The organism is Amycolatopsis acidicola (assembly GCF_007713735.2).
In the GTDB taxonomy this organism is placed as follows: domain Bacteria; phylum Actinomycetota; class Actinomycetes; order Mycobacteriales; family Pseudonocardiaceae; genus Amycolatopsis_E; species Amycolatopsis_E acidicola.
Genome location: NZ_VMNW02000122.1, coordinates 1 through 19,928, shown reverse-complemented (window position 1 = coordinate 19,928; position 19,928 = coordinate 1). Strand labels below are relative to the sequence as shown.

Annotated in this window: 19 protein-coding genes and 2 pseudogenes; 15 read left to right on the top strand and 6 right to left on the bottom strand. The window is 70.2% G+C overall.

All coding sequences use genetic code 11. The features are described 5' to 3' along the window. Positions 1 to 205 precede the first annotated feature (205 nt). Genes FPZ12_RS41715 through FPZ12_RS41705 form a run of 3 tightly spaced genes read right to left on the bottom strand, consistent with a single transcriptional unit; the run spans position 206 to position 3,265 of the window. Complete coding sequence (locus FPZ12_RS41715; protein ID WP_144757944.1) at positions 206 to 1,330, bottom strand: CaiB/BaiF CoA transferase family protein; 1,125 nt, start codon at positions 1,328 to 1,330, stop codon at positions 206 to 208. A 10-nt stretch (positions 1,331 to 1,340) separates the two neighbouring features. Further along, entirely contained in the window at positions 1,341 to 2,231 is an 891-nt protein-coding gene (locus FPZ12_RS41710; RefSeq protein WP_243770299.1) for an enoyl-CoA hydratase, read from the bottom strand. Continuing rightward, positions 2,216 to 3,265, bottom strand: coding sequence for a phosphotransferase family protein (locus FPZ12_RS41705; protein WP_144757945.1), 1,050 nt, complete (start codon positions 3,263 to 3,265; stop codon positions 2,216 to 2,218). Before FPZ12_RS41705 ends, FPZ12_RS41710 begins: the two co-directional genes overlap by 16 nt. Positions 3,266 to 3,358: 93 nt before the next feature. Here FPZ12_RS41705 and FPZ12_RS46165 point away from each other — a divergent pair, with 93 nt between their 5' ends. The 7 genes from FPZ12_RS46165 to FPZ12_RS41675 are packed head-to-tail and all read left to right on the top strand — an operon-like array spanning position 3,359 to position 9,547. Continuing rightward, positions 3,359 to 4,819, top strand: coding sequence for a class I adenylate-forming enzyme family protein (locus FPZ12_RS46165; protein ID WP_144757946.1), 1,461 nt, complete (start codon positions 3,359 to 3,361; stop codon positions 4,817 to 4,819). After that, complete coding sequence (locus tag FPZ12_RS41695; RefSeq protein ID WP_243770298.1) at positions 4,816 to 5,892, top strand: NADP-dependent oxidoreductase; 1,077 nt, start codon at positions 4,816 to 4,818, stop codon at positions 5,890 to 5,892. Before FPZ12_RS46165 ends, FPZ12_RS41695 begins: the two co-directional genes overlap by 4 nt. Further along, a complete protein-coding gene (locus FPZ12_RS41690; protein ID WP_144757948.1) occupies positions 5,882 to 6,037 on the top strand; it encodes a hypothetical protein in 156 nt (51 codons plus the stop codon). The genes FPZ12_RS41695 and FPZ12_RS41690 overlap by 11 nt, the downstream gene beginning before the upstream one ends. A gap of 7 nt (positions 6,038 to 6,044) precedes the next feature. Further along, positions 6,045 to 6,185: a hypothetical protein gene (locus FPZ12_RS45865; protein ID WP_166463084.1), complete on the top strand. Its 141-nt coding sequence runs from the start codon at positions 6,045 to 6,047 to the stop codon at positions 6,183 to 6,185. Positions 6,186 to 6,194: 9 nt separating this feature from the next. Beyond that, positions 6,195 to 7,208 carry an LLM class flavin-dependent oxidoreductase gene (locus FPZ12_RS41685; RefSeq protein ID WP_208026194.1) on the top strand — a complete coding sequence of 338 codons (1,014 nt, stop codon included), beginning with the start codon at positions 6,195 to 6,197 and terminating at the stop codon, positions 7,206 to 7,208. A gap of 13 nt (positions 7,209 to 7,221) precedes the next feature. Beyond that, the gene (locus FPZ12_RS41680; protein WP_144757949.1) at positions 7,222 to 8,472 is read left to right on the top strand and encodes an acyl-CoA dehydrogenase family protein; all 1,251 of its coding nucleotides are present in this window, start codon (positions 7,222 to 7,224) and stop codon (positions 8,470 to 8,472) included. A gap of 22 nt (positions 8,473 to 8,494) precedes the next feature. After that, positions 8,495 to 9,547 (top strand): acyl-CoA dehydrogenase family protein, encoded by a 1,053-nt coding sequence (locus FPZ12_RS41675; RefSeq protein WP_144757950.1) that lies wholly within the window; start codon positions 8,495 to 8,497, stop codon positions 9,545 to 9,547. A 7-nt stretch (positions 9,548 to 9,554) separates the two neighbouring features. On the opposite strand, the gene FPZ12_RS41670 is transcribed toward FPZ12_RS41675, so the two are convergent. Continuing rightward, positions 9,555 to 10,907: an amidohydrolase family protein gene (locus tag FPZ12_RS41670; RefSeq protein WP_144757951.1), complete on the bottom strand. Its 1,353-nt coding sequence runs from the start codon at positions 10,905 to 10,907 to the stop codon at positions 9,555 to 9,557. Continuing rightward, a complete protein-coding gene (locus FPZ12_RS41665) occupies positions 10,904 to 12,061 on the bottom strand; it encodes a CoA transferase (RefSeq protein WP_144757961.1) in 1,158 nt (385 codons plus the stop codon). The genes FPZ12_RS41670 and FPZ12_RS41665 overlap by 4 nt, the downstream gene beginning before the upstream one ends. Before the next feature lie 104 nt (positions 12,062 to 12,165). Here FPZ12_RS41665 and FPZ12_RS41660 point away from each other — a divergent pair, with 104 nt between their 5' ends. From FPZ12_RS41660 to FPZ12_RS41635, 6 genes and pseudogenes are all read left to right on the top strand, one after another. Beyond that, positions 12,166 to 12,930 (top strand): SDR family NAD(P)-dependent oxidoreductase, encoded by a 765-nt coding sequence (locus FPZ12_RS41660; RefSeq protein WP_144757952.1) that lies wholly within the window; start codon positions 12,166 to 12,168, stop codon positions 12,928 to 12,930. Beyond that, positions 12,927 to 13,679 carry a crotonase/enoyl-CoA hydratase family protein gene (locus FPZ12_RS41655; protein ID WP_144757953.1) on the top strand — a complete coding sequence of 251 codons (753 nt, stop codon included), beginning with the start codon at positions 12,927 to 12,929 and terminating at the stop codon, positions 13,677 to 13,679. The genes FPZ12_RS41660 and FPZ12_RS41655 overlap by 4 nt, the downstream gene beginning before the upstream one ends. 6 nt (positions 13,680 to 13,685) lie before the next feature. Then, the gene (locus tag FPZ12_RS41650; protein ID WP_144757954.1) at positions 13,686 to 14,822 is read left to right on the top strand and encodes a thiolase family protein; all 1,137 of its coding nucleotides are present in this window, start codon (positions 13,686 to 13,688) and stop codon (positions 14,820 to 14,822) included. An 11-nt stretch (positions 14,823 to 14,833) separates the two neighbouring features. After that, positions 14,834 to 15,967: an acyl-CoA dehydrogenase family protein gene (locus tag FPZ12_RS41645; protein ID WP_144757955.1), complete on the top strand. Its 1,134-nt coding sequence runs from the start codon at positions 14,834 to 14,836 to the stop codon at positions 15,965 to 15,967. Then, entirely contained in the window at positions 15,964 to 17,103 is a 1,140-nt protein-coding gene (locus FPZ12_RS41640) for a CoA transferase (protein WP_144757956.1), read from the top strand. The genes FPZ12_RS41645 and FPZ12_RS41640 overlap by 4 nt, the downstream gene beginning before the upstream one ends. After that, positions 17,103 to 17,438 (top strand): annotated as a pseudogene (locus FPZ12_RS41635) (acyl-CoA dehydrogenase family protein); the annotation flags it as partial. The gene FPZ12_RS41640 and the pseudogene FPZ12_RS41635, both read left to right, overlap by 1 nt. Before the next feature lie 45 nt (positions 17,439 to 17,483). Here the strand turns inward: FPZ12_RS41635 and FPZ12_RS41630 are convergent. Beyond that, a pseudogene (locus FPZ12_RS41630) lies at positions 17,484 to 17,876 on the bottom strand (acyl-CoA dehydrogenase family protein); the annotation flags it as partial. 27 nt (positions 17,877 to 17,903) lie between these two features. Here FPZ12_RS41630 and fabG point away from each other — a divergent pair. Both fabG and FPZ12_RS41620 read left to right on the top strand, forming a co-directional pair. Continuing rightward, positions 17,904 to 18,638, top strand: a complete 735-nt coding sequence (gene fabG / locus FPZ12_RS41625) for a 3-oxoacyl-ACP reductase FabG (RefSeq protein ID WP_144757957.1) — start codon at positions 17,904 to 17,906, stop codon at positions 18,636 to 18,638. A gap of 30 nt (positions 18,639 to 18,668) precedes the next feature. Further along, positions 18,669 to 19,880: an acetyl-CoA C-acetyltransferase gene (locus tag FPZ12_RS41620; RefSeq protein WP_144757958.1), complete on the top strand. Its 1,212-nt coding sequence runs from the start codon at positions 18,669 to 18,671 to the stop codon at positions 19,878 to 19,880. The last annotated feature ends 48 nt before the right edge of the window (positions 19,881 to 19,928 follow it).

The following is a 19,928-nucleotide window of genomic DNA, read 5'->3' as shown; positions in this document are numbered from 1 at the left end:
CACCCCTCCACCGCCCCGATCCCCAGCCTGCTCTTGCGATCTTGGCGCTGGGTCAAGGCATCTTTCCCGCCTTGACGCAGTGACAAGGTCGCGAACACTCACAGATCGGGGCGGTGGTGGGGTGTCACACAGCGCGCGCTACGCGCGTCCGTTGCTGTCAAAAGCCGCCACAAATAGCGTCAAGCCACAACCGGCGAAACCCGACCTAAAAGTCGCTGCTCCCCGGCAACTTGGGCGGATTGGTCCGATACACCGCCGGAGTCGCCGACAAACGGATCGGGTTGCGGATTTGCGCTACGCCTTCGCCCTCGGGTTCGTCGGTGGGGTGCACCACCGGGTCCAGGCCCAGCTCCTCCGCCAGCGCCACCGCTTGGCCGAGGTCGTTGATCGGGCCGTTCGGTACCCCGGCCTCGACCAGGACCGAGAACCAGTGGTCGGCGTCGCGGGTGCGGAAGACCGACTCGAGTTCCTTGATCAGCTCCTCGCGGTGCGCCACGCGCGCCGTGTTCGTCGAGTAGCGATCGTCGTCGGCCAGCTCCTCGCGGCCCAGTGCCCGTGCCAGCGCGCGGAACTGCTTGTCGTTCGCCGCGGCCACCGCGAGTGGGCGGTCGGCCGTCATCACCGGCTGGTACGGGCACACGCTCGGGTGCGCGTTGCCCATCAGGCCTGGCACGCTCCCGGTCAGGATGTGCCCGGTGATCTGGTTCGTGAGCGAAGCCAGCGCCGACGACAGCAGGTTCACCTCCACATATTGACCTTCGCCGGTGCGTAGCCGGTGGATCAGCGCGGTCTGGATGCCGATGGCCGCGTGCAACCCGGTGATGGCGTCGACCAGCGCGACACCCACCTTCTGCGGGCCGGTGTCCGGGTGCCCGGTGATGCTCATCAGCCCGCCGGTGGCCTGCGCGATCAGGTCGTAGCCGGGCAGGTGCGCGCCCTTGCCGGAGCCGAACCCGGTGACAGAGCAGAAAACCAGCCCGGGGAACTCGGCCTTCAGCTGCTCATAGCCCAGCCCGTACCGTTCCATCGTGCCGGGCTTGAAGTTTTCCACCACCACGTCCGCGGTCGCGATCAGCTTCCGCACCTCGGCGCGGTCGTGCTCGTCGGTCAGGTCGAAGCCCAGCGACCTCTTGTTCCGGTTGAGCCCCAGGAAGTAAGTCGCTTCGCCTTCGTGCCACGGCGGGCCCCATTGCCGGGTGTCGTCGCCGACGCCGGGCCGTTCCAGCCTGATCACTTCGGCACCGAAATCGCCGAGCAGCATCGTGGCGTACGGTCCGGCCAGCACACGGCTGAAATCGATGATCCGGAACCCGTCGAGTGCGCCCGTCATCGTTCCCCTTTCAGGCTTCGCTCTTGCTGGCACGGCGGAGTGCCGGCGCGTTCCGCCAGTCGGGCAGGCCCAGTTCGGGCGTGCCGACGACGGCGGTGCCGCCCGACTCCACTGTCCAATGCGCATGGTTGAGCTGGTGGATATTGAAACCTGCCTGCAGCGCCGATTGGAAGCCCATCGCGTCCACGGCCTGGTTCACCGAGTCCTTGATCAGCAGCGAAGCCATCGTGGGCAGCGCGGCGACGCGGCGGGCGAACTCCAGCGTGCGGTCTCCCAGCTCCTCGCCGGGGAACACCTTGCTGACCATGCCGAGCCCATACGCGTCGTCGGCGGTCAGGTAGTCACCGGTGAGCAGCAGTTCCTTCGCCTTGCGCGGCCCGAACTCCCACGGGTGGCCGAAGTATTCGACCCCGCACATGCCCAGCCGCGTGCCCACCACGTCGGCGAACACGGTGTCCTCGGCCGCGACGATCAGGTCGCACGCCCAGGCCAGCATCAGCGCCGCCGCGAGCACGTTGCCGTGCACCTGCGCGATGGTGATCTTGCGCAGTTCACGCCAGCGGCGGGTGTTGTCGAAGTAGTAGTGGTACTCCTGCCGGTGCCTGCTCTCGACCGGGCCGTTCGTGGCGCCGTTGCAGGTGAACGTCGGATGCTGGTCCGGGCCCGGCGCGCGTTCGGCCTTCATCTCCTTCGAGCCGAGGTCGTGCCCGGCGGAGAAGGCGGGACCCTCGCCGCTGAGGATCACCACGCGCACTTCGTCGTCCCGCTCGGCTTCCATGAACGCCTCGTCGAGTTCGACGAGCAGCCCGCGGTGCTGGGCGTTGCGGGCCTGCGGGCGGTTCAGGACGATCCGCGCGATCCGCCCGTCGTCCACCTTCTCGTACTTCACATACCGGTACACGTTGCTCCTTCGATCACGGTGAGCGCCTGCTCGAACAGGGATTGGGCGACCGCGTGGAACTGCTTGCCGAGCACGGGATCCGCCTTGCCCGCGCAACCGCGGGCGTGCGTGCCCTCCAGCAGGATGCCGAGCCGGTAACAGGCCAGCGCGTGGTACCACGGCATGGCGCTCAGGTCCCGGCTGCTGCCGGCGGCGTAGCGGGCGACCACCTCCTGCTTCGACGGCAGCGCGTCGAGCGTGACGGCGAGGCCGCGGGTGCGCGGTTCGGCGGGGTCGGGCCAGGTGGCGAGCAGGTGCCCGAGGTCGAGCAGCGGGTCGCCGATGGTGGCCAGCTCCCAGTCGACGACGGCGGCGACCCGCGCGGTCTCCGGGTCGAACAGCACGTTGCCGAAATGGTAGTCGCCGTGGATGAGGCCCGGGGTCCACGAGCCGGGCTGGTTCGCGGTGAGCCAGTCACTCACCTCGGTCAGCCCCGGCAGCTCCGGGCCGGGCCAGTTTTCCAGCTGGGCATAGGAATCCAGCTGTTTGGCCCAGCGCGGCACCTGCCGCGCGAGCCAGCCTCCGGGGCGGCCGAGGCCGGCCAGCCCGGTGGCTTCGGGGTCGACCCTGCCCAGCCCGGCGAGAGCGTCCACTATGGACTCGCCGAGTACGCGGTGCCTCGCGGGATCGGCCGCGATCGCGTCGGGCACGGACTCCGTCGCGGTGAACCCGTCGACGGCGGCCATCACGTAGAAGACACACCCGAGCACGTCGAGATCCGTGCACGCGGCGACCAGTTCGGGATGCGGGACGTCGCTCGACGCCAGCCCGGCGAGCACCCGCGCCTCGCGGCGCATCGTGTCGTCGCTGCGGTCCCGTTTGTGCCGGGGCGGCCGGCGGAGCACGTAGTCACGCCCGTCGCGGGTGAAGCGCATCAACACGTTCTGCGTGCCGCCGGTGAGGAACCCGACCGATCCGAGGGGGCCACTGCCCACGCCCTTGGCGTCCAGCCAGGGCACCAGCGCCTCGAGCGGCACCAGATCCGCGTCGGTCATGTTCGTCTCCTCGGTGAGTCGGCGGGTGTCCCGCACTCTACACATTCATGTTCATGGTTGCTATGGTTTGCCTCAATAGCCAGGAGGTGACACGTGGGAATCGGCATGGTTCTCGACATGGCCGCGGACACCCATCCGGATCGGCTCGCGTTCGGCGGCGAAGCGGACGGGATGAGTTACGCGCAGCTGCGGGCGGCCGCGGCCGGGGGAGCGCGGCAGCTGCAGGACGCCCGGCAGCTCGTCTTCATCGGGGCGAACGGGCCCGCCCTGCCGGTGCTGCTGTTCTCCGCCGCTGCCGCCGCGGTGCCGTTCGTGCCGCTGAACTACCGGTTGTCCGCCGAGCAGCTCAGGCAGCTGATCGGCCGCCTCGACAAACCGCTGGTGGTGGCCGACGAGGCGTACGTCGGGGTGCTGGCCGGATGTGGCGCGCCGGTGCTGACCACCGACGAGTTCGTGGCCCGCGCCAAGACGGGCACCGGGGAGGCCAAGGACGCCCCCGACGACGAGGTCGCGATCGTGCTGTTCACCAGCGGGACGACGGCCGCGCCGAAGGGCGTGCTGCTGCGCCACCACAACCTGGTGTCCTACCTGCTGCAGACGGTCGAGTTCGCCGCCGCCGACCCCGACGACGCCGCGCTGGTGAGCACCCCGCCGTATCACATCGCGGGCATGAGCCAGCTGCTGTCGAACCTCTACACCGGGCGCCGGATGGTCTACCTCCCCGACTTCACCCCCGAGGGCTGGCTGGAGACCGTGCGCCGGGAGAACGTCGGCACCGCGATGGTCGTGCCGACGATGCTGGCCAGGATCGTCGAGCACCTTGACGGCGCGAAGGCCGAGGTCCCGAGCCTGCGCTCGCTGGCCTACGGCGGCGCGAGGATGCCGCTGCCGGTGCTGGAAAAGGCACTGGAACTGTTCCCGGACACCGGGTTCGTCAACGCCTACGGGCTCACCGAGACCAGCTCCACCATCGCCGTGCTCGGGCCGGAGGACCACCGCGAGGCCATCGCGGACCCGGCGCTGCGCGCGCGGCTCGGCTCCGTCGGACGGCCGGTGCCTGGCGTCGAAGCCCAAATCCGTGATGAGGCCGGCACGGTGTTGCCCGAGGGGCGGGCCGGGCTGCTTTTCGTGCGCGGCGCCCAGGTCAGCGGCGAATACCTGGAGCAGGGCACCTCGCTGGACGACGACGGCTGGTTCCCGACCCGCGATCAGGCCCGCCTCGAAGACGGCTTCCTCTACCTCGACGGCCGCGCCGACGACACGATCATCCGCGGCGGCGAGAACATCTCGCCGGCCGAGATCGAGGACGTGCTGCTGACGCACCCCGCGGTGCGCGAGGTCGCCGTCGTCGGGCTGCCCGACGAGGAATGGGGCGAGCGAACCGGCGCCTTCGTCGTCGTCGGCGCCGAGGTCGCCGCGCAGGAGCTGCGGGACTTCGTCCGCGCGCGGCTGCGCGGTTCCCGCACTCCCGACGAGGTGCACTTCGTGACCGAGCTGCCGCGCACGCCCACCGGGAAGCTCGTCCGCCGCACCCTGATCGCCGACTTCTCGTGACCGGACGACGCGGCCGGGAGTGGTGGCTGCGCCGGCACGTGACCGGCCGCCCCGCCCCGGCCGACGTCGAGTTGGTCGAGGTCGACGTCGAAGCTCCGCCGCCGGGTAGCGCGCTGGTCGCGAACGAGTTCATGTCCGTCGAGCCCTACATGCGCGGGCGGATGGACGGGCGCGCGAACTACGCGGCCCCCTACGAACTGGACCGGCCGATGACCGGTTCCGCGGTCGGCCGGGTGGTCTCGTCGGACTCGCTGCCCGTGGGCGCGCTGGTGCGTCACGATCTGGGCTGGCGTGAGTACGCCACCGTTCCCGCGAAGGACTGTGAACTGCTCCCCGCGACGGACTTGCCGGCCTCGGCTTTCCTGGGTGTGCTGGGCATTCCGGGGCTGACCGCGTGGGCCGGGCTGAACAAGATCGCGCGGCTGCGCGAAGGCGAGACGGTCTTCGTGTCCTCGGCCGCGGGTGGCGTCGGCTCGGTGGCGGTGCAGCTGGCCAAAGCGGCGGGCTGCACGGTGCTCGCCAGTGCCGGTTCGGCCGAGAAAGTCCTTATGGTGCGCGAAGTTCTGGGCGCCGACGCCGTCTTCGACCACCGCGGGCCGGTCACCGTCCGGCTGAAGGAGGCGCTCGCCGAGGCCGGCTCGCCGGGGATCGACGTCTACTTCGACAACGTCGGCGGCGAGCAGCTCGAAGCCGCGCTGCGCTTCCTCAACGACCGCGCGCGGGTCGTGTTGTGCGGAATGATCAGCATCTACAACAACACCGGGAAGACCCCCGGGCCCGCGAACCTCATCCGGCTGGTGTGGCGGCGGGCGCGGATGGAGGGTTTCCTGGTGTCCGACCACCTCGGCGACCGGCCGGAGTTCGAGGCCGAGCTGACCGGGCTGATCCGCCGCGGCGCCGTGAAACCCGTGGAAACCGTGGTGCGAGGCGGGATCGAGGCGGCGTTCGACGCGTTGCTCGGGATGCTCGGCGGGCGGGTGACGGGGAAGACCGTGGTCTCCCTTGTCTCGGATAACCATCATAACTATGATAAGGAAAACGAACGGTGGAGAGGAGCTCGTCATGGCCGATGAAGACCAGGCGGGGACGCTGGCGGGCAACGGCAGCCGGGTGCGCTGCACCGAATGCGGCTCGGAGGCGATCGTCACCAGCGCCGGCGGGTCCGCGCTGAGCTGTTGTGGCAAGCCGGTCGAGATCACGTTCCCCGGATCGAAGTGAGGGCATCATGAACCAGATCGGCAAGCGCTACGTCTGCCAGACCTGCCAGACCCAGATCACGTGCGTGAAGAAGGGCGACGGGGAGTTCCACTGCCACGGCGTCCCGATGGAGCTGGTGACGGCCAAGCCGCTGCCCTCCTCGGACTGAGGGGGCGGCGTGAGGCTCGCCCTGCGTTACGACATGCGCGCGCCCGGGGTCGGGGTCGGCAGCGCGGAGCAGTACCCGGCGGTGCTGGACCACGTCGAGTGGGCCGACTCGCTCGGGTTCGAGACCGTCTACCTGGCCGAACACCACGGCGCCGACGACGGCTACTGCGCGTCGCCGATGATCCTCGGCTCCGCGATCCTGGGCCGCACCCGGCGGATCGGCGTGCACTTCTCCGCGCTGATCGCGGTGCTGCACCAGCCGTTGCGCCTCGCCGAGGACCTCGCGGCGCTGGACCTGATCGGTTCGGGTCGCGTGGAGCTGACGCTGGGGCTCGGCTACCGCGACCACGAGTACCGGATGTTCGGCGTCGACCGGCGCAAACGTGTGCGGCTGCTGGAAGAGATCATCGGCGTGCTGCAGCGGGCGTGGACGGGGGAGCCCTTCGACTTCCGCGGCGAACGCGTGCGGATCCGCCCGCGGCCCGCCCGCGCCGGAGGGCCGCCGCTGTACATCGGCGGTTCCGGCGAGGCTTCGGCGTTGCGTGCCGCCCGGCTCGGCGACGGGTACCGGCCTGCCGGGAGTGAGAAGGACAAGCTTTACGCGGTGTACGAAGCGGAGCGGGAAAAGCTCGGCAAGCCGGTGCCGCCGCGCGGGCCGGTGACCGGTCCGTTGTTCCTGTACGTGTCGGAAGACCCGGAACGGGACTGGCCGGTCGTGGCGCCGCACGTGCTCTACACGACGAACGCGAACGCGGCCTGGGCGAAGGAACGTGGCGTCGGCACCACGGCGTACCGGGCGGCTTCCGGCGTCGAGGACCTCAAGGGCGACCCGAACATCAGGGTCGTCACCCCGGACGAATGCGTGGCGCTGTGCAGGGAACTGGGCCCGGACGCGGAGCTGGTCTTCCAGCCGCTGCTCGGCGGACTCGGACTGGAAGACGGCTGGCGGAGCCTGCGCCTGTTCGAGACGGCGGTGCTGCCGAAGCTCGTGGAACTGGGCTACCGCAAGGAAATGACGACTTAGAGGCAGGCTTTCGATGGACATCAGCTACCCCGAGGAGGCCGAGGGGTACCGGCGCACCGTGCGGGAGTTCCTCGCGCGCAGCCTGCCGGAGAACTGGGCCGGGATGGGCGCGCTCGCGCCCGCCGAACGGGAACGGTTCAAAGTGGACTGGCGCCGCACGCTCGGCGAAGCGGGCCTGATCGCGCCCTCGTGGCCGAAGGAGTACGGCGGCGCCGGGCTCACTCAGGTCGAGCAGGTCGTGCTGGCCGAGGAACTGGCCCGCGCGGGCGTGCCCGAGGGTTTCGAGAACGACGCGCTGGGCATCAAACTGCTCGGCAACACCCTGATCGTGCTCGGCACCGAAGCGCAGAAGGAACACTTCCTGCCGCGCATCCTGTCCGGCGAATACGTGTTCTGCCAAGGGTATTCGGAGCCGGAGGCGGGTTCGGACCTCGCCGGGATGCGCACCCGCGCCGTCCTCGACGGCGACGAGTGGGTGCTGAACGGGCAGAAGATCTGGACCTCCGGCGGCAGCAACGCCAACTGGATGTTCGTCATCGCCCGCACCGACACGTCCGTGCCCAAGCACAAGGGCCTCTCCTTCCTGCTGCTGCCGATGGACCAGCCGGGCGTCGAAGTCCGGCCCATCGTCAACGCCGCCGGGTACACCGCCTTCGACGAGGTCTTCTTCACCGACGCGCGGCTGCCGAAGGACCACGTCCTCGGCGAGGTCAACGGCGGCTGGAAGGTGGCCAACACGCTGCTCGGTTTCGAGCGCGGTGTCCGGGTCACCACGGACGCGATCCGGTTCGGCCGCGAGCTGGACCTGTTGCTGGAGCTGGCCAGGGAACGGGGCCGCACAACGGATCCGCACATCCGCGCGCGGCTCGCCTGGTGCTACTCGCGCGTTCAGCTGATGCGCTTCCGCGGGTACCGGGCGCTGACGAAGTTCATGCGAGACGCCCGGCCCGGCGCGGACGGCGCGATCAGCAAGGTGATCTGGAGCGAGTACTTCCAGCGCTACACCGAACTCGCGCTGGACATCCTCGGCCCGGAAGCGCTCGCGCCCGCCGGTGACGGCAACGACGGCGTGCTCGTGGTGCCCGAGGCCGGTACGGAGAACTCGGTCAAACGCTGGGTCGACGTCGCGCTGTATGCCCGCGCGGCCACGATTTACGGTGGCAGTGCGCAGATCCAGCGCAACATCATCGGCGAGCAGCTGCTCGGCCTGCCGAAGGAACCCCGCCTCGACGGCGGTCCCTTCGCCGAGATCAAGCCGGCCTGACCCCCCGAACGGAGAAGTGCTCGTGTATTTCGCATTCACCGAGGAGCAGGAGGAGTTCCGCGCCTCGCTGCGCCGGCTGCTGACCGAACGGGCGCCCAGCGCCCGGGTGCGGGAGGTGCTGGACGCCGGTCACGACCCGATGCTGTGGAAACTGCTGGTGCAGGACATGGGGTTGCCGGGCCTGCACGTGCCGGAGGAGTACGGCGGGCAGGGCTTCGGGTACCTGGAGACCGCGGTGGTGTTCCAGGAGCTGGGCCGCGCGCTCGCGCCGGTGCCGATGGCCGCGTCCACGTTCGCGATCGAGGCGATTCTGCGGTGCGGCACCGAAGAACAGCGCCGCTCGCTGCTGCCGGGTTTGGCGAGCGGGGAGCGTATCGGCGCGCTGGCCGTCACCGGCGCGCGGCCGGACGACGCCGTGCGCGTGGACGGGGATCGCTTGCACGGCAAGGTGAACTGGGTCGCGCACGGGCACGTCGCGGACGTCTTGGTGGTGCCTGCTGATGGCGGCTTGTACGTCGTGGAGAAGGGCGCGCCGGGCCTCACCGTCGAGCGGGTGGACTCGCTCGACCTGACCCGTCCCGTGTCGACGCTCGTGCTGGAAGGCGTGCCCGCGCAACGGCTTGGTGCGGACGGTGTGGAGCGGGTGCTCGATGTCGCGCGCACTCTGCTGGCCTTCGAAGCCTTGGGCGCCGCCGAGCAGTGCCTGGACATTTCGGTGGAGTACGCGAAAACCCGCGTACAGTTCAACCGGCCCATCGGTTCGTTCCAGGGCATCAAGCACCTGTGCGCGGAAATGGCCATCGAGATCGACGCGTCCCTCGGCGCGGCGATGTACGCGGCGATGATCCTCGACGAGGACCCGGTGGAGTTCGCTCAGGTCGCGACGCTGGCGAAGGCACAGGCGGCGGAGACGGTGCGGCAGTGCGCCGAGGGCATGATCCAGGTGCACGGCGGGATCGGCTTCACCTGGGAGCATGACTCACACCTGTACTACCGCCGCGCCAAAGCGATCGAGGTCTGGCTCGGCGGAGTGACGGAACTGCGGGACCTGCTGGCGGACCGGGTGGGTATCTGACGAAGTCCTAAACGGAGAACCGTTGCCCCGCGACGAAAACCTCGCAGACGGGGTTCGTCCGTCCATTGAGGACCTCCGCCAGCGGCGCGTCCAGCAACACGAGGTCGGCCGAACCCACCCGGACTCGCCGGGGTTCGCCACCGGGATCGTCGGCGGGGCAGAGGTAGGCGTCGAGCGCCGCGCGAGGGGAGATCGCTTCGGCGGCGCCGACCACCTGCCGCGTGGCCGTGCGCCGATTCACCGCCGCGGCGATCACCTCCCACGGGTTCAGCGGCCCATAAGGCGCATCGCTGGACAGCGCCACCGGGATTCCGTACTCCCCAAGGGAAGCCACCCGGTACAGCCCCGGCTGATCGTCCCGCTCCACGTCCCGCAGATAGTCGTCGCCGCGATCGGCGAGGAAGCCCGGCTGGGTCACCACCCGCACGCCCAGCCCCTTCAGCAGGGGCAACGCCTCTTCGGGCACCACCGACGCGTGCTCGATCCTGTCCCCGGCAACGGTTCCCGTCTCGTGCAGTGCCGCGATGAGCAGGAACAGGGCCTCGCGCGAAACGCAGTGCACCGCCACCGGACGCCCGGTGGAATGTGCCGCGCGGATCCGGGAGGTGAGCTCGTCGATGCCGGGCAGCGCCGAGTCGGCGATCACGATCTTGTACGGCCCGGTGTGCCCGGCGGCGCCGAGTGGCGCCCCGAGCAGCAGCACCTCCTGCGGCAGCTGGGCGGCGGTGATCAGCTTGATCGCACTCGTGTCCAGATCCGGGGTCGCGTCGGCCACCGCGGTGATCCCGTGCCGGGTCAGCGTCCGGCCGACCACGTCCAGCATCAGCGGCTCGGCGGGCGGGAGGTTGGCGCGCAGCCAGTCGTCCTCACGCCACAGGCGCCCGGTGGCCCGGCCCGCGCTGTCGCGCTCCACGCCGGGCAGGTCTGCGCCGTCGAGGCCGACCGCTTGCGCGGCCTCGGAGTTGAGCATCCACATCGCCCCGCTGCGATGCTGGATCCGCACCGGGCCGGCCGGGTACAGCTCGTCCAGCTTCCACCGGTTCAGCTGCCCGGCCACGCTCTCGATGTAGCCCGTACCCCGGATCCAACCGTGCCGATCCGGCTCCGCGGCGGCGAGCGCGGCCCGCAGGCTGTCCGCGTCGTGCGGTGGTCCACAGTGGACGGAACGCAGTTCGGCGGCCAGCGCCAGCAGGTGGAGGTGGTGGTCGGTCAGCCCGGGAATCAGCGCGCGGCCGTGTCCTTCCACGACCTCCGCGCCCGTCGCGTCCAGGCCCGGCCCGAGCGCCGTGACCTTCCCGTTTTCGAGCCGGACGTCGATGATCCGGCCGTCCACCTCGGCCTCGCGCAGCAGGTAGCTCATGGGCGCGGAATCCCCAGGTACGACAGCACTTCCGCGGTGTCCGCGCCTGGCGCTGGAGCCGTGGCGACCGGCTTGCGCGCGATCGGCGGCACCGCGTCCCGAACCGGTTCCGAAGGCGCTTGCGACCACGGCTCCGGCACCGTCGCGTTCACGACCCCGGCCATCGGCACCTCCCACACCACGCCCGCCGGCTCACTCATCACCAGCGCCGCCGCCGTCAACCCGGTCAGCGGGTCGGCGATCGCGTCACCGCAGAACACCGGCATCCCCGCGTCATCCCAGGCCATGAGACCCGACGCCGCGGCCACGTCGTCGCCGAACCCCACGCGGTCGCTTTCCCGGCCCCACGCGGTGATCGACACCCACGTCCCGCCGCCGGCGGCGAACTCCTGGGCGTCCAAACCGAACCCCGCCAGCGCGCGCGGCCGGGACGCTTCGATCACGACGTCCGCTTTGGCCACCAGGGCCTGCAATGCTCTCCGCCCGGCCGGATCCCCAGGATCCAGCACCACCGAACTGTGCCCGCCGTGCAGAAGGTCGTAGAAGTCCTTGTTGCCGTAGCGTGCCCCGTCGGGCCGCTGCGGCGTCTCCACCTTCACCACGCGCGCCCCGGCCAGCCCCAGCAGGTGTGCGCACAATGGCCCGGCCCACAACGCGCTGAAATCCACGACCAACAGGTCCTCCACCGGTCGTGGCCGTCCCGGCGAGTGCACGTCGAAAACACGCGGCGCGCAGGAAGACGCGGCCACCGAGAGCAGGCCGGCGCGCTCGTCGAGCTCGGCGCCGGGATGCGTTTGCACCCACTCAGCCACGGCCGCGTCGAGGTTCTCGTCCAGGTCTTCGCTGATCAGCGCGCTGAGCAGGATCGGGTCGTCCGGGCGTGCGTTGGACACCGCCGCCCAGCCGTCGAGAGTGGGCAGCAGGCGGCAGGCTCCGCCCACCGAACGGGCGCCCTGCCGCCGCCCGCCGGTGAAGGCGGCGCGCTCGCTGAGCAGGGCGGCACCGTCGAGCGGGATGCCGCCGGCCTCCTCGATGTGCTCGGCCATCCGCCGCGCGTGCGTGGCGGCGTTGCCCGGGGGGAGCAGGGGCGGGCCGTCCGGGTGCCCGGTCAGCCAGGCCGCGCCGCTTTCGGCCCAGTCACGGGCCGCCGTCATGTCCACCGCCCGATGATAAGGGGACCACGGTGACGTCACACACCCGCGATTCCTGCGCATGAACTCTTGACCGGGTGTCGAATCCAGGATAATGATTCTTATCTATGAACCTCGAAGCTACCTCCGCCGTCGTCACCGGCGGGGTTTCCGGCCTCGGCCTGGCGACCGCGACCCGGCTCGCGGACTCCGGCGCCCACGTGGTGCTCGCCGACCTGCCCTCCGCCCCCGGCGCCGAGGTGGCCGCCACGTTCGGCGGCCGCGCGACGTTCGTGCCCGCCGACGTGACCGACCCCGAAGCGCTGGCCGCCGCCGTGGACGTCGCGGTCGGGAAGGGGCCGCTGCGGGTCGCCGTGAACTGCGCCGGCCGCGGCTCGCGTACCCGGCTGGTCGGCAAGGACGGCGCTCCGGGCGACCTCGAGACGTTCAACGACGTGGTCAAGGTGAACCTGTCGGGCTCGTTCAACCTCGCCCGCCTGGCCGCCGCGGCGATGGCCAAGAACGAGCAGGCCGACGGCGAGCGCGGCGTCATCGTGCTGACCGCGTCCGTCGCCGCTTTCGAAGGCCAGATCGGCCAGTCCGCCTATGCGGCGAGCAAAGCGGGCATCGTCGGGCTGACCCTGTGCGCGGCCCGCGACCTGGCGAGCAAGGCGATCCGGGTGTGCACCATCGCGCCCGGCCTGTTCGACACCCCGCTGCTGGGCAGGCTCGACGACGAGATCAGGGCCGGGCTCGCGCGTTCCATCCCGCACCCGTCGCGACTCGGTGACCCCGCGGAGTTCGCCAGGCTCGTGCAGTCCATTGTGGACAACCCGATGCTGAACGGCGAGACGATCCGGCTCGACGGCGCGATCCGGATGGCCCCTCGGTGAGCGTCCTCGTCGAAGCCCGCGACGGCGTCCTCGTCGTCACGCTGAACCGGCCGGAAGCGAAGAACGCGGCGAACCGCGAGATGGCCGAAGCGGTCGCCGAAGCGATGACGGAGCTCGACCGCCGCGACGACCTCGCGGTGGGCGTGCTCACCGGCGCGGGTGGCACATTCTGCGCCGGCATGGATCTGAAGGCGTTCCTGCGAGGGGAATCCCCGGTCGTGCCGGGCCGCGGCTTCCTCGGGCTGGTGGAGGCGCCGCCGGAGAAACCGCTGATCGCCGCAGTGGAGGGCTACGCGCTCGCGGGTGGCTGTGAAGCCGTGCTGGCCGCCGATCTCGTGGTGGCGTCGCCGAGCGCGAAGTTCGGGCTGCCCGAGGTGAAGCGAGGGCTGGTCGCGGCCGCGGGCGGGCTGATGCGCCTGCCGCGCCGGATCCCGCCCGCCATCGCGACCGAGCTGGCGCTGACCGGCGATCTCTTCGACGCGGAACGCGCGTACGCGCTCGGGCTGGTCAACCGGCTGGCCGAGGAGGCGCTTCCGGAAGCGCTGGCGCTGGCCCGCCGCATCGCGGCCAACGGGCCGCTGGCGGTGCGCGCCTCCAAGCGGATCATCCGGGAGAGCGCGGACTGGCCCCAGGCCGAGATGTTCGGGCGGCAGCGGGAGATCAGCGGCCCCGTGTTCGCCTCCGCGGACGCCAAGGAAGGCGCGAGCGCCTTCGCGGAAAAACGAGCGCCGGTCTGGCGCGGACGGTGAGGACTCATGCGTGACGCGGTGATCGTGGCGGCCGTGCGGACGCCGGTCGGCAAGCGCGACGGTGGGCTGGCCGGGGTGCACCCGGTGGACCTCTCGGCGTTGGTGCTGAAGGAACTCGTGACCAGGACAGGCATCGACCCCGCGCTCGTCGGCGACGTGGTCTGGGGCTGCGTCACGCAAAGCGGCGAGCAGAGCGGGAACGTCGGGCGTTACGCGGCGCTGGCCGCGGGCTTCCCGGAAAGCGTCGCCGGGGTGACGGTGGACCGCGCCTGCGGGTCTTCGCAGCAGTCGCTGGAGTTCGCCGCGGCCGCCGTGATCGCCGGGTACCGCGACGTCGTCATCGCGGGCGGCGTCGAGTCGATGAGCCGGGTCCCGATGGGCTCGGCGCGGAAAGCGGGGCCGGGCAAGGCTTTCGGGCCACTGGTCGCCGGACGCTACGGCGTCGAGGGCTTCAACCAGGGCGAGGGCGCGGAAATACTGGCGGAGCGCTGGAAGCTGACGCGCCACGACGTGGACTCGTATGCGCTGGAGTCGCACGCGCGCGCCGCGGCGGCGATCGACAGCGGCGCGTTCCGCGACGAAATCGTGCCGGTCGGGACCTTCGACACGGATGAGGGCGTCCGCCGTGGCGGCACTCTGGAAACGCTGGGCGGGCTCAAGACGGTGTTCCGCGAGGACGGCGTGGTCACCGCCGGGAACTCCTCGCAGATCTCGGATGGCGCGGCGGGTCTGCTGATCATGACCTCCTCGCGGGCGCGCGAACTGGGCCTGCGGCCGCTCGCGCGGATCCATTCGGCCGCGGTCGCCGGCGTCGATCCGGTGAGCATGCTGACCGGACCGATCCCGGCCACGGAGAAGGTGCTCAAGTCGAGCGGGCTCACTCCGGCCGACATCGGCGCGTACGAGGTGAACGAGGCTTTCGCGAGCGTTCCGCTGGCGTGGCAGGCGGAACTCGGCGTGGACTCGGCCCGCTTGAACCCGCTGGGCGGCGCGATCGCGTTGGGCCACCCGCTCGGCGGCTCGGGCGCGCGCATCGCGACGACGCTCGTGCACCACTTGCGCGCCAAGGGAATCCGGTACGGCCTGCAGACCATGTGCGAGGCCGGTGGCATGGCCAACGCAACCATTTTCGAGTCTCTCTGAAGGAGTCCACTGTGGAGGACAGCGAGTTCCAGGCGGTGCTGAGCGCGGTCCGCACCTTCGTGCGCAAGGAGGTCGTGCCCGCCGAGGACGTCATCGAGCAGACCGACGACATCCCCGCCGAGCTGAAGCAGAAGGCCGCCGGCATGGGGCTGTTCGGCTACGCGCTGCCCGAGGAATACGGCGGGATGGGCTTCACGGCGAGCGAGGACGTGCGGCTGGCGATGGAGCTGGGCTACACCGCCCCCGCGTTCCGCTCGATGTTCGGCACCAACAACGGGATCGCCGGGCAGGTGCTGGTCAATTTCGGGACGGACGAACAGAAGCAGCGCTTCCTGCCCAAGCTCGCGAGCGGCGAGATGGTCGCCTCCTTCGCGCTGACCGAGCCCGAGGCGGGGTCGGACCCGAGCGGGCTGCGTACTCGCGCTGTCCGCGAAGGTGATCACTATGTCCTCAATGGACAGAAGCGGTTCATCACCAACGCCGTCCGCGCCGACATCCTGATGGTGTTCGCTCGCACCAGTGACGAGGCCATCTCCGTGTTCGTCGTCGACGCGCACACCGACGGCGTCACCATCGGCCCCAAGGACGAGAAGATGGGGCAGCGCGGCTCGACCACCTCCGAGGTGTTCTTCACCGACGCGAAGGTGCCGGCGGAAAACCTCGTCGGCGGTGTCGAAGGCGAGGGCTTCGCGGCGGCGATGCGGTCGCTTTCGAAGGGCAGGCTGCACATCGCGGCCTTGTGCGTCGGGCTCGCCGACCGGCTGCTCGAGGAGTCGGTCAACCACGCCGCGAACACCCGCCAGGGCGGCACGCCGATCGCGGAATTCCAGCTGGTGCAAGCGATGCTGGCCGAATCGCAGACCGAGATCTACGCGGCGCGCGCGATGGTGCTGGAGGCGGCGCGGCGGTTCGACGACGGCAGCGACCGGCGGATGGGGCCCTCCTGCGCGAAACTGTTCAGCAGCGAGATGGTCGGCCGCGTCGCCGACCGCGCCGTGCAGATCCACGGCGGGATGGGCTACATGCGTGAAGTGCCCGTCGAGCGCTTCTACCGCGACGCGCGGCTGTACCGGATTTACGAGGGTACCAGCGAAATCCAGAAGCTCGTGATCGCCAAGCAGCTGCTCAAGGGGCAGGCCCGATGAGTGGGCCCCTCGCCGGGTTGCGCGTGGTGGAGGTCTCCGCGTACGTCGCGACCCCGCTGGCCGGGATGACGCTGGCGCAGCTGGGCGCCGACGTCGTCCGGGTGGAACCCGTTGGCGGGCAAGCGGATCGCACGCGGTTGCCGCTCTCCGGCAGCGGCACGAGCCTGTACTGGTCGGGGCTGAACAAGGGCAAGCGGGCGATCGAGGTGGACTTCCGCTCCGCCGAAGGCCGTTCGCTGGTAGCTGATCTCGTCGCCGACCGGGGCATCCTGGTCACCAACACGCGGCGATTTCCCGAACTGTCCTATGTGGAGCTCGCGAAGCGGCGTCCGGACGTGATTCACGTGCTGCTGAACGGAAATCGCGATGGCGGCACCGGCGTCGACTACACCGTGCAGGCTTCGGTGGGACTGCACGGAATCACTGGACCGGCTGATACGGACGGTCCTGTGCTGGACACGCTGCCGTTCTGGGATGTAGCGTGTGGACTCTACCTCGCGATCGGCCTTCTGGCGGCGGAGCGCGAGCGCAGAGATACTGGGCAGGGTCAGTCCGTCGAAGTCGCTTTGCGCGACGTGGCGATGGCGACGCTGGGGAATCTGGGTTTTCTCACCGAGGCGCAGCTGGGTGGTGTCCGGCCGCGCGCGGGGAACTATGTGTATGGCCTGTTCGGCCGGGATTTTGCGACGAAGGACGGCGCGCGGCTGATGGTCGTCGTGCTGACACAACGGCATTGGCGGCAGCTGCTCGAGGTCACCGGGCTCGCCGCCGCGGTCGATGCGCTGGGCGCGGCGCTCGACGTGGACTTTTCGCGGGAGAACACCCGGTACGAACACCGGGCGACGCTGGCGGCTCTGCTGGAGCCGTGGTTCGCGGCGCGCACGAAAAGCGAAGTGACGAAGGCCTTGAGCGGCACGAGCGTGCTGCACGACGAGTTCCGCAGCATCAGCGAACTCGTCGCGGGGCTGGGTGAGGAAGAGCTGTTCGCGCGGCTCGACCAGCCCGGCATCGGCGAGCACTGGGCCCCGGGCTCGCCACTGGTCATGAACGGCCGCGCCGCACCGGCACGGGTGGCGCCCGCGGTCGGCGAGCACACCGGCGAGGTACTCGCCGAACTGGAGAACGAGGAGTCCTGATGGGAGAGCTCGCCGAGCACGAGCGGGAAAGGGTGGCTCTGGTCGCCGAGTTCGCCGAGTTCGCCGAGTTCGTCGAGTTCGTCGACGAGAAGATCGAGACAGCGGCGAGCAGCGACCAGAAGTACCTGCCGAAGATGGCGACCGGTGAGCTGCGGGCGACGACGTACGCGGTGCCCGCGGGCGAGCACTTCCGCGTCAGGGGCAGCAAGACGTGGATCTCCAACGCCCAGCACGCCGGGCTGATCGGTCTCCTGTGCGTGACCGACCGCGAGGCGAAGCCCGCGCACCGCGGGATGAGCGTGCTTCTGGTCGAGCAGCCCGGGGTGGGCATCGACGTCTCGACGAAGCTGCCCAAGCTCGGCTACCGCGGGGTCGAGGCGTGCGAGGTCGTCGCGCTGGATGTCGTTGGTGCCCTCACCGACGATCATCAGCGGCGCGTCCCGGAAAGAGCGTTCGCCCCCGTACTCCCGGGAGCAGCCGTAGCCACCGTGCACGCGGATCGCGTCCAGCGTCACCTGCATGGCCGCCTCCGAGGCGAACAGGTTCGCCATCCCGGCGTCCAGATCGGCCCGGATCCCCTGATCCGGCTTCGTCGCCGCGTCCGAGGCGAGCAGCCGGGAGGCCCGCACCTTCGTCGCCATGTCGGCCAGCAGGGTGCCGACCGACTGATGTTTCCTGCACGCGGCCGACCTCCAGCCCGCGCATCAGCTGCCGCCAGCCACCGTTTCGGCACCACCGAGCGCCGCCGTCCGCGGCACGAGTGCGCCGTCGAACACGTCATCGCCGTCTGAGAGGAACACATGAGTCTGCTGGAAGGACGCGTCGCCGTGATCACCGGCGGGGCGCGGGGTATCGGTCTGGAGATCGCGAAAACCTTTGTGGGGCAAGGAGCCCGTGTCGTCCTGGGTGACCTGGGCAAGGAGGCGCTCGACGAGGCGGTGGCCGGGCTGGGCGAGAACGCCCGCGGCGTCGCGGGCGACGTGCGCAACGCGGACGACGTGCGGGCGTTGCTGAACGAGGCGGTGTCGGCGTTCGGCGGGCTGGACGTGATGGTCAACAACGCCGGCATCACCCGGGACGCGACCCTGCGCAAGATGACCGAGGACCAGTTCGACGAGGTGATCGCCGTCCATCTCAAGGGCTGCTGGCTCGGCACGAAGCTGGCCGGGGAGATCATGCGGGAGCAGCGGTCCGGCGCGATCGTGAACCTGTCGTCGTTGTCCGGCAAGGCGGGCATGGTCGGGCAGACCAACTACTCGGCGGCCAAGGCGGGCATCGTCGGGCTCACCAAGGCCGCGGCGAAGGAGCTGGCCCGGCACCAGGTGCGGGTCAACGCGATCCAGCCAGGGCTGATCCGCACCCCGATGACGGAGGCCATGCCGGAGCACGCGTGGGAGCAGAAGATGGGCGAGATCCCGCTCGGCCGCGCCGGCGAGCCGGACGAGGTCGCGAATGTGGCGCTGTTCCTGGCTTCCGAGCTTTCCAGTTATATGACGGGCACCGTGCTCGAGGTGACCGGCGGGCGGTTGATGTGAGTTTTCGTTGCGAAGGAAGGGTTTCCTGCCGTGCGTGAGGTCGTGATCTGTGAAACGGTGCGAACCCCGATCGGCCGGTACGGCGGTTCGCTCAAGCCGCTCAGCGCGGCAGAACTGGGTGTGGCCGCGCTGAACGGGCTGCTGGAGCGTACGGGCGTGCCGGGGGAGCGGGTCGAGGACGTGATTCTCGGGCACTGCAACCCCTCCGGTGAGGCACCGGCGATCGGCCGGATCGTCGCGCTGGATGCCGGGCTGCCGGTGACCGTGCCCGGTGCGCATCTGGACAGGCGGTGTGGTTCCGGGCTACAGGCGGTGATCCAGGCCGTGCTGCAGGTCGGCAGCGGTGCGCAGGATGTGGTTGTCGCCGGTGGTACCGAGAGCATGAGCAACGCGATCTTCTACAGCACGGATCTGCGCTGGGGTACGAAGGGCGCGGCCGCCGTGTTCCACGACGGAATGGCGAGGGCCCGCGCCACGGCGGGTGGCAAGAACCATCCTGTCGCGGGCGGAATGCTGGAGACGGCGGAGAACCTGCGGCGCAGGTACTCGATTTCGCGGCAGGAGCAGGATGAGCTGGCCCTGTCGTCGCACCAGCGCGCGGTCGCCGCGCAGCAGGCGGGCCGGCTCGCGGAAGAGATCGTGCCCGTGACAGTTCCCGGCCGTCGCGGGGATGTCGTCGTCTCGGACGACGAGCATCCGCGGCCGGATGCGTCGCTGGAAGCACTGGCGAAGCTGAAGCCGATCCTGCGCTCGTCGGACCCGGACGCGACGGTGACGGCCGGCAATGCGAGCGGCCAGAACGACGCCGCCGCGATGTGCCTGGTGACCACGCCGGAGCGGTGCGCGGAGCTCGGGCTGCGGCCGGTGGTGCGACTGGTGAGCTGGGCCGTGGCCGGGGTACCCCCGGAAGAGATGGGCATCGGCCCGGTCCCGGCCACGGCGAAAGCGTTGGCTGTCGCGGGCCTCGCACTGTCCGATATGGATGTCATCGAACTGAACGAAGCCTTCGCCGCGCAAGCGCTCGCGGTCATGCGGGAATGGGAGTTCACCGAAAAAGATCACGAACGCACGAACGTGCAAGGCTCGGGAATCAGCCTGGGCCACCCCGTTGGCGCGACGGGCGTGCGAATGCTCGGCACGCTCTCCCGAGAACTGTCCCGCCGCGATGGCAAGTACGGCCTGGAAACCATGTGCATCGGCGGTGGCCAAGGCCTAGCAGCCATCTTCGAACGAGTCGCCTAAGGATTCGTCCCCCGCCCGGGCTCACCCGGTTCACGCACGGCCCCGCCC